Annotated in this window: 9 protein-coding genes and 1 pseudogene; 7 read left to right on the top strand and 3 right to left on the bottom strand. The window is 41.9% G+C overall.

Annotated elements, in window-relative coordinates; genetic code table 11:
* Window positions 1-240: 240 nt before the first annotated feature.
* The 3 genes from gpmI to rnhB form a co-directional block, all read right to left on the bottom strand.
* Window positions 241-1755 (bottom strand): 2,3-bisphosphoglycerate-independent phosphoglycerate mutase, encoded by a 1515-nt coding sequence (gpmI, locus tag ACZM60_RS06095; RefSeq protein WP_489521052.1) that lies wholly within the window; start codon window positions 1753-1755, stop codon window positions 241-243.
* A gap of 219 nt (window positions 1756-1974) precedes the next feature.
* Window positions 1975-3408 carry a calcineurin-like phosphoesterase C-terminal domain-containing protein gene (locus ACZM60_RS06100; RefSeq protein ID WP_489521053.1) on the bottom strand — a complete coding sequence of 478 codons (1434 nt, stop codon included), beginning with the start codon at window positions 3406-3408 and terminating at the stop codon, window positions 1975-1977.
* A 196-nt stretch (window positions 3409-3604) separates the two neighbouring features.
* Window positions 3605-4207: a ribonuclease HII gene (gene rnhB, locus ACZM60_RS06105; protein WP_340318727.1), complete on the bottom strand. Its 603-nt coding sequence runs from the start codon at window positions 4205-4207 to the stop codon at window positions 3605-3607.
* Window positions 4208-4381: 174 nt separating this feature from the next.
* Between rnhB and ACZM60_RS06110 the strand changes: the two are divergent.
* The 7 genes and pseudogenes from ACZM60_RS06110 (at window position 4382) to ACZM60_RS06140 (ending at window position 17093) form a co-directional block, all read left to right on the top strand.
* A pseudogene (locus tag ACZM60_RS06110) lies at window positions 4382-5997 on the top strand (tetratricopeptide repeat protein).
* 309 nt (window positions 5998-6306) lie between these two features.
* Window positions 6307-9432: a SusC/RagA family TonB-linked outer membrane protein gene (locus ACZM60_RS06115; protein WP_340318725.1), complete on the top strand. Its 3126-nt coding sequence runs from the start codon at window positions 6307-6309 to the stop codon at window positions 9430-9432.
* 30 nt (window positions 9433-9462) lie between these two features.
* Window positions 9463-10980: a RagB/SusD family nutrient uptake outer membrane protein gene (locus ACZM60_RS06120; RefSeq protein WP_021971656.1), complete on the top strand. Its 1518-nt coding sequence runs from the start codon at window positions 9463-9465 to the stop codon at window positions 10978-10980.
* Between the two features lie 90 nt (window positions 10981-11070).
* Entirely contained in the window at window positions 11071-11349 is a 279-nt protein-coding gene (locus tag ACZM60_RS06125; protein WP_021971657.1) for a LysO family transporter, read from the top strand.
* A complete protein-coding gene (locus ACZM60_RS06130) occupies window positions 11346-11948 on the top strand; it encodes a LysO family transporter (RefSeq protein ID WP_340318723.1) in 603 nt (200 codons plus the stop codon). The genes ACZM60_RS06125 and ACZM60_RS06130 overlap by 4 nt, the downstream gene beginning before the upstream one ends.
* 19 nt (window positions 11949-11967) lie before the next feature.
* Window positions 11968-15150 (top strand): beta-galactosidase, LacZ type, encoded by a 3183-nt coding sequence (gene lacZ, locus ACZM60_RS06135; RefSeq protein ID WP_489521054.1) that lies wholly within the window; start codon window positions 11968-11970, stop codon window positions 15148-15150.
* Window positions 15151-15170: 20 nt separating this feature from the next.
* On the top strand, window positions 15171-17093 hold the full coding sequence (locus tag ACZM60_RS06140) for an MGH1-like glycoside hydrolase domain-containing protein (protein ID WP_489521055.1): 1923 nt from the start codon (window positions 15171-15173) through the stop codon (window positions 17091-17093).
* Window positions 17094-17385 lie beyond the last annotated feature (292 nt).

The raw sequence follows: 17385 nt of genomic DNA on the forward strand, positions 1-17385 counted from the left end.
CACCAGACATAACAAGTAAAAGGACAGTCATTACCCTCAGAGCCTAAAATTACAGAATTTTATCATATAACAAAAAATTATTGCAAGGAGTTTACCTATACACAGAGAAGCAATAATACGAAGAAATGTCCGAGAGTCCGATTCGGAGAAAACGGGAAGCAAGCTGTTTCAATCAAAAAAGGGGAATAGCCCAACAAGCTATTCCCCTTTTGATATAAAGAATATAAAGGAACTTATCAATTACTTAATCAAGTCTTTACCGGTCATTTCAGCAGGCTGAGCCATACCCATGATGTGCAAGATAGAAGGAGCGACATCGGCCAATACACCGTTTTCCACCTTTGCGTTCTTGTTTGCTGTTACATAAACAAACGGAACCGGATTCAAAGAGTGAGCTGTATTCGGAGTGCCGTCCTCATTCAATGCATGATCTGCATTACCATGATCGGCAATGATGATGACTTCATAGTCATTAGCCTTGGCAGCTTCTACAGTATCTCTTACACAGTCGTCGATAGCCTTCACAGCTTTTTCGATAGCTTCGTAGATTCCAGTATGTCCAACCATATCACCGTTAGCATAATTTACTACGATGAAATCGTATTTCTTGGTATTGATAGCCTCAACCAGTTTATCTTTTACTTCGTAAGCACTCATTTCAGGCTTCAAGTCGTAAGTAGCAACTTTCGGACTCGGAACCAGGATACGATCTTCGTTATCGTACGGAGTTTCGCGACCACCATTGAAGAAGAAAGTAACGTGAGCATATTTTTCAGTTTCAGCGATATGCAACTGAGTCTTTCCGTTGGCAGCCAAGTATTCGCCCAATGTATTCTGTACATTTTCCTTGTCGAACAAGATGTGAACGCCCTTGAATGAAGCATCGTACGGAGTCATACAGTAATACTGCAATCCCGGAATAGTCTTCATGCCTTCTTCCGGCATATCCTGCTGAGTCAGCACGATAGTCAATTCCTTAGCACGGTCGTTACGGTAGTTGAAGAAGATAACTACATCACCTTCCTTGATAGTACCATCGAAGTTAGCGTTTACGATAGGTTTGATAAATTCATCGGTTACACCTTCATCGTAAGATTCCTGCATAGCCTGAACCATATCGGTAACCTTCTTACCTACACCGTTTACCAGCAAATCGTAAGCTTCTTTTACACGAGCCCAACGTTTGTCACGGTCCATTGCGTAGAAACGTCCGATGATAGAAGCAATCTTACCTTCAGACTGTGCACAGTGAGCAGTAAGCTGTTCGATAAAGCCCTTGCCACTCTTCGGGTCTGTATCACGACCATCCATGAAACAATGAATAAATGTATTTTCCAGTCCGTATTCTTTAGCGATGTCGCACAACTTGAACAGGTGATCCAGTGAAGAGTGTACGCCACCGTTTGAAGTCAATCCCATGAAATGGATATTCTTTCCATGTTCCTTAGCGTAAGAGAAAGCAGAAACGATTTCTTTATTCTGCATGATGCTACCGTCGGCACAAGCACGGTTGATCTTCACCAAGTCCTGATAAACGATACGTCCGGCACCGATATTCAGGTGACCTACTTCAGAGTTACCCATCTGACCGTTAGGCAAACCTACGTTTTCGCCGCTGGCCTGCAGCTGTGAGTGCGGATATTCTGCCAGCAAACTGTCCCAGTACGGAGTAGGAGTATTAAAGATCACATCATCTTTCTTGTGGTCGCCACATCCCCAACCATCAAGAATCATTAAAAGAGCTTTCTTAGCCATAATATTATTTTGTTTAAAAGTTGATATATCGAGTGCATGCTTTACAACATGCAAAAGTACAAAATATCCCTCGTATTAAGAATAAGTTTTCACTCTTTTTATGTATCGCAGCAACCGGATAATGAACTCTTACAGACAGGACTGCCGGAAAAAACAATCCCCCTTTCTATCTTCACGCAGACTGAAAGGGGGAATAATCAAAATAAAAAACAGGTATTTCTACAATTCTACTTCCTGTGTAAAAATTTTGCCAAACCTATTCTTAACCTCAACCCTTATTTTCTTTGCCTGTTTGGAAGGGCATGCACGGAACAAATGGCGGGTATGATAACCGGTACGCTTACCATTTTCCATATTCAGATAATCCTGATCTTCATCATCGAACTGTTGCATGGCACCTTTCAGCACACCGTCTTCGTACCAGTTTACAGTGTATGCTATATCCCAATCCCAGATATTGGCTACAACATATTGTTTCTGAGTTTCAAATTCCCCCGGTTTGTAAAGACGGAACTGATAATCTGCCGGACGCCCTGTTGCCTTATAGCGCCATTTTACATCATCCCCTTTTACGGTTACTACCAAGTATCCGTTAGGAGCACCGCAACGGTTTACGTCACCTGCCCACCAGGCTCCGCAAGCTGCTCCTATATTATGCTCATATATGGCTGCTGCGGGTAGCGTATTTTCATAGAAATGTGTATGGCCGGAGAATATATGAACCTTATAAGGTCGTAAGATACGGAACAAAGCATTGGCATTGCGTACATTATCTCCACCTTCGACTGTAGTATTCGCCACCGGAGCATGAAGATTCAAAAAGACAGTAGTTCCTTCGGGCACATAACTTAAATCTTTTTTCAACCATTCAAGTTGTTCTTCAGTAAAGCGTTCTGTGTACTTCTTACCACCTTCATAATCGATATCTTTCATAGCAATAACATGCACCTTTCCTACATTGAAAGAGTAATCCGTAGGACCGAACATTTCATAATAGTTCTTCTCTCCGTATCCTTTCGCAGGTTCTGCCGTACGTTCCATATCGGCATACTGCAAGTTAAAGTCATGGTTTCCCATTACCTGAAACATGGTCAGTCCCAGATTCGAGATGGTAGTCCGATAAGGCTTATATAAATTCATGGCATCCCATACCAAATCCCCCAGTTGCATACCAATCGTTTCGGAAACATTCAGCGAATCAACTGTATGAACCAAATCGGGAACTGTTTCTGTGTGGAAACGTTCCAATTGCTTTTCTGTTTTAGCCTGAGGATCAGATATCGGAATAAAGACAAACTCGTCTGTTCCCTTTTCTCGCTTTTGAAGAATAAAATCGCACTGATTCTCTGTTTTTCCTGCATCCTGATAACGATAGAAGCCATCAGCTATTCCATTCTTTTCAGGAAGTACATAGTCGGCCGGAGTCGAAATATATACCATCGGCTGACGAAGCGGATCGGTATCCAGCAAATACATTCCCAAACTATCGGTTATCGTCATATTCTTTCCATCCGTTACAACGACTCCCTTTATAGGATTGCCCTGCATATCTTTAACTGTTCCTTTTACCACAGCCTGATTTCCGGCGGCCTGTACTGTCATCTGACAAAGCAAAGCAGTCAGGAATAACCATTGCCTGTACATTTTTCTCATATATATTATATTGGTTTATTTTTTCGGGGCAAAATAACAGAAACAGTTTTAAGAATATGCGACAGAGCTTTTAATATAGAGCGACAATTCTGTTTCAGCTTTATTACATAGCCTTATAAATATGAACAGCCTGTTAATAACCTCGAAGTTATTAACAGGCTGTTCATATTTATGGAGCAAAAGCTACAAAATTCTTTTAAAAATCGAATGAAAGTTGTCCGTCTCCCAGTAAATTAAACGACATCCGGTGATAAGGAGTCGTGCCATAATGAGCGATTGCCTCCCGATGCTTCTTGGTCGGATAGCCCTTATTCTTCTGCCAGTCATACTGAGGATATTCTTCGGCAAGCCGGTTCATATAATCATCACGATAAGTTTTGGCCAAAATAGAGGCGGCAGCAATCGACAAATACTTGCCATCTCCTTTTACAACCGTAGTATGCGGAAGATCCTGATACTTGTTGAACCGATTTCCGTCAATCAACAAATGTTGCGGACGTACCTTCAACTGATCTATTGCACGGTGCATAGCCAGAAAAGAAGCATTCAGAATATTTATTTTGTCGATTTCCTGTGGCGTAACAACCCCCACAGCCCATGCTATTGCATCCCGTTCTATCACTTCACGCAATGCGTAACGCTGATGTTCCGTCAACTGTTTAGAATCATTCAACTGCTGGTTTTCATAATCGGAAGGCAAGATTACCGCTGCTGCATATACGGCTCCTGCCAGACAACCTCGTCCAGCTTCATCACATCCGGCTTCAATCAGGTCTTTATGCAAATAAGGCAATAACATATACGTCGTTTTAAATTCGAGGTGCAAAGGTACGGTTTTCTGCAAAAAGCAATATCTATTTATCCCAAAAGTTATCAATCAATTATTTACTATGTTTGTTAATATCCGGTTTCTCGTAGCTTTTTTTCATCATTCTAAGAGTTTTTATAACTTTGTACCAATCAAGAAATGACCATGAAAAACATTAGTTTATATATAACAATAGTAATATTCCTATCTTTTTCCCTCAAATTCATCTATGCAGGCACTCCTCAAAAGACGATAAATGCGCTATTGGAAAAAGCCGAAAAGGAATTATACACTAGCCCCCAGCAGGCAGCTTATTATGCAACAAAAGCCCGAACGGAAACAGACTCTCCACTTTTACGTGCACAATCGCTCTATATTTATGCACAAGCCGAAAAGTTACTGGGCGATTTCGACGGATGCATTCAAGCCTTGTATGAAGCAGATGAGTTACTACCTAAGAACGACAAGAAGTTAAAAGGTCATATTTACAATTTGATGAGCGTAGGATATTGCAATTTAGGGGACTATAGCAAAGCCATTAATCTAAGTGACAAAGCCATCTCATTATTTAAAATGGAGTCTGATTCATCAAATCTTGCTTCATGTTATAATAATAGAGGCATCATCCATACATATCTTAATGAATTTCAACAGGCAGAACGCTTCCTGAAGCAAGCATTGGCAATAAATCGTTCCTCAAAAAATCTAAAGAGCATAGCCAGCAATCTGAATAACCTATGTCTTTTCGAAGGGAATATTGACAAGCAACTGGAATGGATTAATGAAGCAATCATTATCAACAAGCACCTAAACGCAATCTGGTCGCTCGGAGAGAATTACAATAACTTGGGCAAACTATATTATTACGCTCATAAATATCCTCAAGCAATAACCGCGCTCGAGAAGGCCTACCAATTGGCACAGAATATAGGAGCCAAAGGTATTATATGCGACAATTATGAGTATTCGGCACTAGTATACAGCGCTATTGGCAATTATCAAGCAGCCTATGAAAAACAAACCTCACTGTACGCACTAAGCAAAGAAATACAAAGTGAGAATAAACTGCGTACTGTTGAACAGCGCATAGCACAGGAAAAGCTGTTAGCACAACAACAAAAGGAAGAGTTACAGCAGCAAGAATATAAGATAAGATTGCTGCGCCGTAACATCATCACAATTCTTACTGTTACCATCCTCCTTATTACTATAGGGTATTGCAACGTTTCAGACGTAAAAAGAAAATTCAGCTGCTCAACGCTCAATACCAGATTGAACAGTCGGAACACGAAATAGCCAAGCTGAAGATGCAACAGCAAAAAGCAGAATTGGAAAACGTACAACATGCATTAGAAACCAGCAAACAAGAAACCACTAATTTTGCCATTTTCCTTCAAAGTCGAAACGAACTATTGGATAAAATACAAGAACAGGTCCGACAAGGATACCGGATGGAAAAGCAAGAATTAATTCCACACCTGAAAAAAATTAATGCATTTATCAGTCAATATCAGACAACCAACAAAAACAGCAGTATGACATTGCAAACGATAGATGAAAAAATGAAAGAATTTCTTTCGCGCTTAAGCGAACAACATCCCAACCTGACACAAGGTGAAAAACATCTGGCAAGCTTGCTACGTGTAAATCTATCGACCAAAGAAATTGCCATGCTTACTGGTAACACGCCCAAAACAATCAATATGAACCGATATCGCCTACGGAAAGCTTTGGAATTATCACCGGAAGCAGATCTCGTTGCTTACATTCAGTCCATTTAATCTTTATAAATATAAAGGATACCGGTTAAATTGATTTCTACAGTTTTACCGGTATTTTTATTTTCTGAGTATTTTAGAACGCCAAATACAGCCCACCTCCATTACACTCCATTTGTAGATACAAGTAGACATAAATACCTATTGGTAATCAAACTATTACAAAAATCAAGGTAGACATTATTTCATCGTCAAATTCCACCTATGTAGACACTTTGTGACCTTTCCAAAAGAATAATCACCCTCCATTTTGAATACATTTGAGCATCGAAAAAATTCAATGACTAACCTTAATACAAACAAAAAACACAAATGGAAAAAAGAAGTTGTAGCAAAGCATGGCAGCTAATAGTTCTGCTTGCTTTATTGTTTCCAATGTCAGGATTCGCACAAGCAATCCAAGTGAAAGGTACAGTGCTCGACGCATCAGGAATGACTGTTATCGGAGCCAGTGTATTAGAAAAAGGAACCACCAACGGAGTAATTACCGACTTTGATGGAAACTTTGAATTAAGTGTATCACCCAATGGTACACTTGTTATCTCTTATGTAGGCTTCCAAACCCAGGAAATCGCTGTCAACAATCAGCAAAACTTTAAAATCACCCTAAAGGAAGATACCGAAGTGCTGGATGAAGTTGTAGTGGTAGGCTACGGAACGATGAAAAAAAGCGATATGACCGGAGCCATTTCATCAATCAAATCCGAAGATTTGATGAAACGTGCTACAACCAGTGCCACAGAAGCCCTACAAGGGAAAGTCGCTGGAGTCAGCGTTTTAAAGTCTGGAGGTAATGCTGGAGCAGGTATCTCAGTAAAAATCCGAGGTATCAAAACAATGGGAGACAATGAACCGCTCTATATCATAGACGGATATCCAGGAGATATCAATACCATCAACCCACAAGATATTGAGTCTATGGAAATATTAAAAGATGGAGCAGCTGCAGCCATTTATGGCTCTGTTGCCGCAAATGGAGTAGTCATAGTCAATACAAAGAATGGCAAACAAGGAGAAATAAAAGTGTCATTCAATACATATATGACCTTCAATCAGCCAGCAAAGAAATTCGAAATGCTGGATGCTGACGGATATATGCAGGTCAACAACATGGCTTATGAAAATGCCAATAAAGAAAAGCCCGGCTATCTGACGTTTAAAGATGCAAACGGAAATCTTAAAAACCCGACAGGCTATAATACAAACTGGCAAGATCAAGTATTAGGCAATGGATTTTCACAAAACTATTATGTAAACCTCATAGGAGGTTCCGAACACGCAAAATATTCTTTATCATACGGTCATTCTGATGAAGACGGCATATTAAGAAGTAACTCATACATTCAGGATAATGCACGCATGAAACTGAATATGTCAAAATACATCTTCGACTTCGATGCTACCTTAAACTTTAAGGCAACAAGAAACAAACAACCTCAGTACTCACTGAAGGAAATGTACTCCTTAAGCCCACTGGTCCCTGTTTACGATGAAAGCCAGCCATCCGGTTACGGATTAACTAACATGACCGTTGATGGTGTTCCTATGGAGTTCCCGACCAACCGTAACATCATGGCAGACGATCATTTCAAGCAATCAAGAACAAACGGATATGACATTACAGGCAATATTGGTCTGACTATCCATTTTGCTCCCTGGCTTACCTTCAAAAGTTCATACACTTACGACGGCCTGTATACAACAACCAAGACACACTATGACGCATATACAGCCAGTTCACAGGAGCCCCGCCTATATCCTTACAATTATGAAGCCAATTCATACTTTTATTCGCATACTTTAGAAAACGTACTGACTTTCAATAAAGAATTCGACAAACATTCTGTTACAGTAATGGCTGGTAGTTCCGTTATTGCAAACAGACAAGACGAAAGCAGCATTTCCGTAGAAGGTAAAAAAACAGTCTATAAAGTAGAAAACGGACAACTGATTTCCAACGAAGAGCCCTCAGGCTTTTTCGATCCGACCTCTCCCACTATCAATGCTGGAAACGGAGGTACATTCAATGGTACAGGTACTTTCTACAATTATAATCGTGCATCATTCTTTGGACGTTTGAACTATTCTTTCGCAAGCAGGTATTTATTGCAGGCTACCGTACGCGCCGATGGTTCCTCAAAGTTCGGAAAAAACAACCGATGGGGGGTCTTCCCATCCGTTGCTGTAGGATGGAGAATCAGCGAAGAAGACTTCTTCCCTAAAAATACAGTCATAAGCAATTTAAAGTTTCGCGCAAGCTGGGGACAATTAGGAAATGAAAATGCCTTGGGATACTATTATGCACCAACTATGACAAACGACAATACTCAATGGATGAGTTATATACAAGGCGGAAATCCATGGATAGGTATGTCAAATCTTTATTTAGTAAACGACGATTTACGCTGGGAAACTACCGATTCGAAGAACATTGGCTTCGATTTCGGATTATTCAACAACCATCTGAGCGGTAGTATCAACTATTATTATAACGTAACCCGCGACCTGCTTATCGAGAAGGTCATGGCCCCTTCCGCCGGTATTTATAACCCGACAGTAAATGTTGGTAAAATGCGCAACAGCGGATTTGAGTTTGAACTAAATTACGCCAACAGCATCAGTGGCTTCGATTACAATATTGGCTTCAATCTATCTACTATCAGCAACGAAATGCTGGAAGCAGATCCTAACCAGGTTCTTTACGGCTCAGGCTGGAAAGGCGATGGCCACTTCGTCACACAAACATTAAAGGGATACCCGGTAGCCAGCTTCTTTTTGTATCGTACCGACGGACTATTCCAAAGCGATGCTGAAGCAGCAGCTTATGTAAACAAAGATGGTGAACGTCTGCAACCTGATGCAAAAGCCGGAGATATACGTTTTAAAGACCTCAATGGAGATGGAGTTATCGATGCCAACGATAAAGAATATTGTGGTTCCGGCATACCTAAAGTAGAAGCGAACTTATCATTCAGCGGTGCTTACAAAGGATTCGACCTTTCTTTCCAGTTGGGAAGCGCATGGGGAGCCAAACTATACAATGCAAACCGTCTGTATTATGAAGCAATGGACGCGGGAATTAACCAGTTTACCACGACAAAAGATGCATGGACACCACAAAACACGGATACAGATATGCCAAGAGCCGTATTGGGAGATCCTAACCAGAACACCAGAGAATCCGACCGTTTCCTGGAAAATGGAAATTTTGTCCGTATGCGCCAATTACAGTTGGGATATACTTTACCGTCCGCACTGGCAAAGAAAGCATATCTCGAAAAATGTAGAATCTATATAAGCGGTGAAAATCTGTTTACCATCACCAAGTATTCAGGAATCGATCCGGAATTTTCATCTGACATTTTAGATACCGGCGTCGACTCGTTTGTATATCCATTTACACGTTCATACGTAATTGGTCTGCAAGTTACATTCTAAATTTAACAAATCTATTAAAAGAACAGAATAATGAAAAAGATTATCTATATAGCATCTATTTTCTTCGCAAGTATATTTTCCGGATGCGATGATTTCCTAACAGTAGAATCTCCGGATTTTTCAACGGATAAATATTGGCGTAACAAAGACGACGTAGAAGCTGGACTGTCAGCCGTATATGGTCAGTTAGAGAATCGTACCGATGCATACGCACTCGGCGAAATCAGAGCCGTAGTAGAAACATTCAGAGGAGATGACATCACAACCGGACAGGATGTCAACAACTATCCGGAGTGGGGACAAATGTATAATTTCACTTATACCAATGAAAACTCCCGCATAAAAAGTTACTGGATGAACAACTACAACGGAATAAACTATGCAAACAATGTCATATTTGGAATAGATAAAGTACAAGCTGGCAATAACCCCATGAATCAGGAAGATTATAGCCACACCATGGGAGAAGCCGTTTTCCTTCGTGCCTACTATCATTTCAAGCTCATTATGAACTGGAAAGAAATTATCATTCGCGACGAGTACCTGACCAGTGAAGCACAAACGCACAAAGCCCTGTCTTCGCGTATAGACTGCTGGGATTTTGTCTGCTCTGAACTTTCACGTGCAGGCAGTATGTTACCCGAAACTCGTCCTTCACAAGAAGCCGGACGTGTAACCAAAGGAGCAGCCTACGCTTATCTGGGATGGGCCTATCTGACACGAGCCTATGAAGAACCCGAACAAAAGGAATTCTTCTTGTCGGAAGCCATGAAGGCACTGAACAATGTTTCCGGTTATGAACTGGTAGACAATTATGAAAGTCTGTTCAACGGTACAAATAAAAACAGCAGTGAAGCAATTTTCGAATTACAATTCACCAATACAACTGCCGACGGGACCTATCACAAACACGTTTTACACTATTGGTTAGCAGCTCCATCAATGGGAGGATGGGATGAAATCAGAATAAGTCCCATGATGTATAATGAATACTTAAAAGAAGGAAGAATTGCAGAAAACAACATGTATGATGCACGTGCATACGGCTCCATGATTTTCGATGACCCGTATTATACCGAGAATCCCAACATCTATGGCATGAAATATGATGAAGTATTCGAAGGTAATCCGGAAGTTTCAAACTGCTTCAAGAAATATTTGCCAGCTTCACTTGAAGAATTCAACCAAAGTGCAGTAGCAACAAACATTCCATTGATGAGATATGCCAATGTTATGTTAATGAAAGCTGAAATATATAATGAACAAAATCTTCAGGATGAAGCAATTCCATTAATAAACAAAATACGTAAGATCCATGGCAGACTTCCCGAAATGACAGGAAAGTCTTATGAAGATGTAAAAGCACAAATAGAACACGAACGGCTCGTTGAGTTTGCATTAGAGAACGTCCGTTTCTATGACTTGCGCCGATGGGGTAAGTTGAAAGAAGCAATGCAAGCTGCCGGCAGAACAAATTTCAACGTTACAGAAGATGAATTCTTACCCATCCCGTTGATGGAAATTCAAAGTAACAATGAAATCAATTAACAAGTCCGGTTCTCTTTATCAAGGCAGACCATATCTCTGCCTTGATAAATAACCACTATCTTTGCTTATAAAAAACAACAAAGAAAGAACATGTTTACAGTTATAGGATTTATGTTAGGAGGTATGGCTATCGGTTTCCTGCTCCGTCGCCAGAATTTTTCGTGGATAAATAAAGTTATAACGTCACTTATCTGGATACTACTTTTCTTGCTCGGCATCGAAGTAGGAGGTAACAAACAGATAATGGAAGGACTTGCCACTCTGGGAGTAGAAGCCTTCGCCATTACGCTTGCATGCGTGCTGGGCAGCTGCATTTTTGCCTGGGGGTTATGGTATATCCTGTATAAGAAGAAAGGAGGGAAAGCATGAAAGGAAGTTTGATTATTGTCGGATTTTTCGTCATCGGAACATTATGCGGATTATTCCATATCATTCCATTCGATTTGACACAAAGCAACATTAGCTTTTATGCCTTATGTGCCCTGATGTTCAGTGTAGGATTAAGTATAGGAAGTGATCCTCAAACGTTGAGAAACTTCCGTTCACTGAATCCCAGGTTAATATTCCTGCCTGTAGCTACCATACTGGGAACCATATCGGCTGCTGCACTGGTCAGCCTCGTATTGCCACACCGAAGTGCAGCCGAGTGCATGGCAGTAGGCTCCGGATTCGGCTATTATTCACTTTCCAGCATCTTCATAACACAATATAAAGGGCCGGAATTAGGAACCATAGCCTTACTCTCCAACATATCACGTGAAATTATTACTTTACTGTGTGCTCCTTTACTGGTACGCTGGTTCGGAAATCTTGCACCAATCTCGGCCGGAGGAGCTACTACAATGGATACTACTTTACCTATCATAACCCGCTACGCAGGTCAGCAGTTTGTCGTAGTTTCCATTTTTCACGGTTTCGTCACCGATTTCAGTGTACCATTTCTTGTAACATTCTTTTGCTCCATTTAAAAACAAATCAACCCATTCTATGAAGAAACACTTTTTTTATATTACATATTTACTTGCCTTTACTGCTACATTGCCGGCTCAGGCCGACAATGTGCCCTGGCAAAATCCACAGATAAACGAAATAAACCGTGAACCGATGCACGCCCATTTTCTCCCTTTCATCGATGAAAATGCAGCACTGGCACAACAAGCTCTTCCCGATTTACAACGTTTCGAAATCAATGCCCGTACCGAGCGCCGCATCTCACTGAATGGAACATGGAAATTTCTGTTTTCAAAAAATAATGATGCTTGTCCGGCCGATTTCCACAAGCCAGGATATAGTACACGTAAATGGAAAGACATAAAGGTACCAGGCAGCTGGGAACTTCAGGGATTCGACACTCCCATCTACACAGATGTGTCTTATCCTTTTCCTTGTAACCCTCCCTACGTTCCTGCCGATTACAATCCGGTAGGAGCATATATCCGTGAGTTTTCCGTACCCGAGAGCTGGAACGGAATGGATATCTTCCTCGATTTTGAAGGAGTAGAATCGGCTTATTATTGCTGGGTAAATGGAGAACTGGCCGGATACAGTGAGGACAGCCGTCTGCCTGCTCACTTCAATGTAACCAAGTTATTAAAAAAAGGAAAGAACAAGCTGGCAGTCAAGGTATTTCGCTACAGCGACGGCTCGTATATGGAAGATCAGGATTATTGGAAATACAGTGGTATCGAACGCGATGTATACTTATATGCCCGTCCGCAAAGCCGTGTAAAAGATTTCAAACTGACCGCAGGACTAATAAACCAATACAAAGATGGGGATTTCGATATAAATATTTTATTGAACCAGCCTCAACAAGGCCAGCATGTCGAATTTAAAATTCTGGATACTAAAGGAAAGACTATTTATACGCAAGAAAAAGAAATAAAAAGCAGCTCCGATACATTGTTATCGGGAAATAAACTTATTAAAGGTGCCCAAGCATGGAATGCTGAAACGCCTAATCTCTATACGCTGGTAGTCAATACGTTCGACAAGCAAGGAAAACCGATGGAATCGTTTGCACACCCGTTCGGTTTCCGCACCATAGAAATGAAAAACGGGCAGCAGCTTATCAACGGAGTACCCGTATTATTCAAAGGAGTAAACCGACACGAACACGATCCTTATACAGGACGTTCCATCGATGTGGCAAGTATGTTGACAGATATTCGGCTGATGAAGCAATTCAATATCAATGCTGTACGTAATTGTCATTATCCAGATCACTACCAATGGTATGCACTATGCGATAAATATGGATTGTATCTGGTAGGAGAAGCAAACATTGAAAGTCACGGAATGATGAGTCACAAAGACGGTACACTCGCCAACTATCCAGAGTGGGAACCTGCATTCATGCAACGGATGAGCCGCATGGTAACGCGCGACCGTAATTGTACCGCCATTGTTACATGGTCGCTGGGGAACGAATCTGGTTATGGAAAACATTTTGAAACAATATACAACTGGACAAAGGAAACCGATCCTACTCGTCCGGTACAGTACGAAGGAGGAGGTTATGAAGCCAAGTCAGACATTTACTGCCCAATGTATCCCCGTATCTGGTCACTCCGCCGTCACATCAACCAACGAGATGCTCGCCCAATGATTATGTGCGAATACGCCCATGCGATGGGCAACAGTGTCGGGAATCTGCAAGATTACTGGGACTTAATCTATAAATACGATCAGCTACAAGGAGGATTTATCTGGGACTGGGTAGACCAGACTTTTGCCAAGAAAGATGAAAAAGGGAAAAATATCTGGGCCTATGGTGGAGATATGGGTTATGTGGGAGTACATAACGATTCCAACTTCTGTGCCAACGGCCTGGTTGCGGCCGACCGTTCATTGCATCCCCATATCTATGAAGTAAAAAAGGTTTATCAGTATATCCACTTCCGTCCCGTAGCTTTTACAGCCAATCGTATCAATGTAACCAACTGGCACGATTTTATTGACCTCTCCGGCTATCGGTTACGCTGGACGATAGAGGCAGACGGAAAGAATATCCAACAAGGCATCATGGACTTTCCAATGATTGCAGCACGGCAAAGCCGGGAAATTGTAATTCCTATGCACGCCATAACAGCAAGTGAAAAGGAATATTTTCTGAAACTGGAAGCTATCACCCGTCAAGATGCCCCTATGATTCCGGCAGGCCATGTCGCAGCAATGGAACAATGGAAATTACCTGTAGAACATACGGCTCAGAATATTGAACTTGTCGACGGAACACTGACAGCAGAACGTACACCCGAAAGTATCAATCTAAATGGGACTAATTTCCGTATCTGCTTTTCTACGACCAACGGAGAAATGACGGCTCTCGAATTCAACGGCAAAAATTTGATAAAAGAAGGATTGCAGGCTAACTTCTGGCGTGGACTGACAGATAATGATGTAGCAAATGGCACTCCGGAACGCTGCCGGACTTGGCAAAAAGCCGGTGAAAATGCCAGACTAAAAGACTTAAATCTAAAAGAAAGTACAGATAAGCATCAGGCCATCGTCTGTGCCTTGTATCGCATGGAAGAACAAGATGCCGACTTGAGCATCAACTATATAATCCGACCTGACGGCGTTGTAAAAGTCACAATGTCGTTTGTTCCAGGGCAGAAAGAATTGCCTGAGATGCCTCGTCTGGGAATGCGCATGGTTCTGCCTGCCGAATATGAAATAATGACATGGCTGGGAAGAGGTCCGCACGAGAACTATTCCGACCGAAAGAATAGCGCTGCAATAGGTTTATATACAGCCAATGTTTGGGAACAGTATCATCCTTATGTACGTGCTCAGGAAACAGCCAATAAATGTGATGTCCGCTGGGTAGCCCTACGCAACCAGCAGGGAGAAGGACTGCTGGTTACCGGTGAAGAGCCGTTAAGTGTAAGTGCCTGGAATTTTCCACTCGAAGATATCGGCTACCGCCCGTTTAACATAGAACGCCGGCACGGAGGCAGCATAGAGAAACAAGATCTTGTATGGCTGAACATCGATCACCTGCAAATGGGTGTAGGCGGTGATAATACATGGGGAGCACAAGTACATCCCGAGTACACTATCACACCTCATGCATGGCAGTACAGTTTTACCATACAGCCTCTGAATGCAAAAACAGATGCTGCCCAACAAGCACATAAAAAGTTTTTTAATGACAACATCCAGTAATTAATATTTATTTATAGCCCATGAAAAAATATACAGTAAAGGCCTTCATGTTATGGGGAGTGATTGCAGGTATTTCTGCCTGCACGACGCTCTCCCGACAAGATGTTTCTCAAGGGAAAGACCGATACGATTTCGGCAACATCCTGAATATTGCAATTACACCCGATTCCACTGTCCGCCGTGTCGGATGTTTTACTGACGCCGGTTCATGGATGGGATTTACCATTCCGCAACGAGATAAATGGATAAATGGATTCTGCGGACCGTTCAGCATAGATAACCGGATATGGTTTGCACAGTCGGCCGTCGAAGCGAGTATCACCGGAGCTACTACAACCATGGTTGCCGACTCTACGTCTTATTTTCCGGGAGAAGTTTACATGTCTGCATCATCCGATGCCGGAACAATCTGCCAACGCCTGAATTTTATAAATGCATCAACTGCCTTACTTCAGGTAGAAAGCAATAGTGACAAAGGACTCAGCTTCACAGCCAGACAATGGAACAACAATGTGTATCTGGAAGCCGACCGCAACAAAGTTACGGCACGCCATGCAAATGGAGAAATTATCACAATTACTTTCGATTCTGACGTAACTCTTACTTGCAACGGACAAAACTATATAGCAAAAACAGCACCGGGATGTAAACAAACCGATATTGCCATTTCATTCTTCGCTTCCGAAAAAGAATTGCCGGCAAGTGAACAACGTATACGGGCATTACTAAACAACCCTTCACAAGACCTGAAAGCAAATGCCGAACGATGGAACGGATACTTGAGCAAGATTCTGCGTAACGATATGAAGCCGGAATACGACCGCATTGCTGTAAAATCGGCTGTTACCTTAATTTCCAACTGGCGCACACATCGCGGAGGATTATTGCACGAAGGTGTCATACCAAGTCATGCAGTCAGCTATTTTATCGGGTTCTGGGCATGGGACAGCTGGCGTTTTTCGGCAGCATTAGCAAGCTTCGCTCCCGAACTGGCAAAAAACAATATCCGGGCTATGTTCGACTATCAGTTGCCCGACGGTATGATCATCGACTGCATCTATACCAATTCTGCCGATAATAATACCCGCGACAGCAAACCGCCTTTGGTATGCTGGGCAGTAGACGAGATATTCACTCATACTCAAGATACAACTTTCGTCAAGGAAATGTATCCACAATTGCTTGCCTACTATAAATGGTGGTATAACAAACGTGACCATAACCATAACGGTATCTGTGAATTTGGTTCAACTGACGGTACCTTGGAAGCTGCCGCATGGGAAAGCGGAATGGACAATGCCATCCGCTTCGATAATACAAAAATGCTGAAAAACGCGGATGATGCATGGAGTATGGACCAGGAAAGTGTAGACCTGAACGCATATCTTGCCTATGAATGTAAACTGCTGAAAAAATTTGCGACACTCATCGGTACACACTTCGACGGACCTGATTATAGTGATCAGATTGCCGATTATTTCTTTGACGACCAAATCGGATGGTTCTGCGACCGCCGGCTAAGTGATGGTGGCTTCATCGAAGAACCCGGTTGTGAAGGATATACTCCATTCTGGGTACAGATAGCCGACAAGAAACAAATGGACAAGGCTATAAAACTACTTACCGATACGACCAAGTTCTCAACCTATATACCTTTCCCTACGGCAGCCGCCGACAATCCTAAGTGCGACCCGAACGGTTACTGGAGAGGACCGATATGGCTCGACCAGACATATCAGGCAATCAAAGGGTTACGTAATTACGGTTACGGGGAACTTGCCGACCAGTACACCGAGCAAGTTTTCGAACGCTGTCAAGGACTGACAAGAGATGCCCCGATACACGAAAATTATGGTACACACAACGGAGAACGTCTTCAAGCTCCTCACTTCAGTTGGAGTTCATCACATTTATTGATGATGTACGAAGATTATGGAAAATAGAATAATTTTTTCATATCACACTTTCATAAAGGAAGGGTATCTCTTTAAATCGGATATTCTTCCTTTTTTATGATTCTTATTTGGCTGTTACAAGTACTTTGTCCACAGTACCTACTTCATTCGAAGGATTTCAATATAATGTCAACAAATGAAGAAGAGGACAACAGGCAGAAGAACTTTGCAAGTAAAAGAACGTGAATTCGACGAATTCAAAACAAAGCAAGCTGTGTGTCAAATGTACGTTGTACATTGATACACGGCTTTTTTGGAAACATGCAGTACGCCGCAATCG

This window comes from Phocaeicola sp. (assembly GCF_057861905.1).

What these genes read in the sequence shown, in the direction of transcription:
- ACZM60_RS06140 (WP_489521055.1), top strand. Translation starts at nt 15,171, where the DNA reads ATGAAAAAATATACAGTAAAGGCCTTCATGTTATGGGGAGTGATTGCA.
- lacZ (WP_489521054.1), top strand. Translation starts at nt 11,968, where the DNA reads ATGAAGAAACACTTTTTTTATATTACATATTTACTTGCCTTTACTGCT.
- ACZM60_RS06125 (WP_021971657.1), top strand. Translation starts at nt 11,071, where the DNA reads ATGTTTACAGTTATAGGATTTATGTTAGGAGGTATGGCTATCGGTTTC.
- ACZM60_RS06100 (WP_489521053.1), bottom strand. Translation starts at nt 3,408, where the DNA reads ATGAGAAAAATGTACAGGCAATGGTTATTCCTGACTGCTTTGCTTTGT.
- ACZM60_RS06130 (WP_340318723.1), top strand. Translation starts at nt 11,346, where the DNA reads ATGAAAGGAAGTTTGATTATTGTCGGATTTTTCGTCATCGGAACATTA.
- ACZM60_RS06115 (WP_340318725.1), top strand. Translation starts at nt 6,307, where the DNA reads ATGGAAAAAAGAAGTTGTAGCAAAGCATGGCAGCTAATAGTTCTGCTT.
- rnhB (WP_340318727.1), bottom strand. Translation starts at nt 4,207, where the DNA reads ATGTTATTGCCTTATTTGCATAAAGACCTGATTGAAGCCGGATGTGAT.
- gpmI (WP_489521052.1), bottom strand. Translation starts at nt 1,755, where the DNA reads ATGGCTAAGAAAGCTCTTTTAATGATTCTTGATGGTTGGGGATGTGGC.
- ACZM60_RS06120 (WP_021971656.1), top strand. Translation starts at nt 9,463, where the DNA reads ATGAAAAAGATTATCTATATAGCATCTATTTTCTTCGCAAGTATATTT.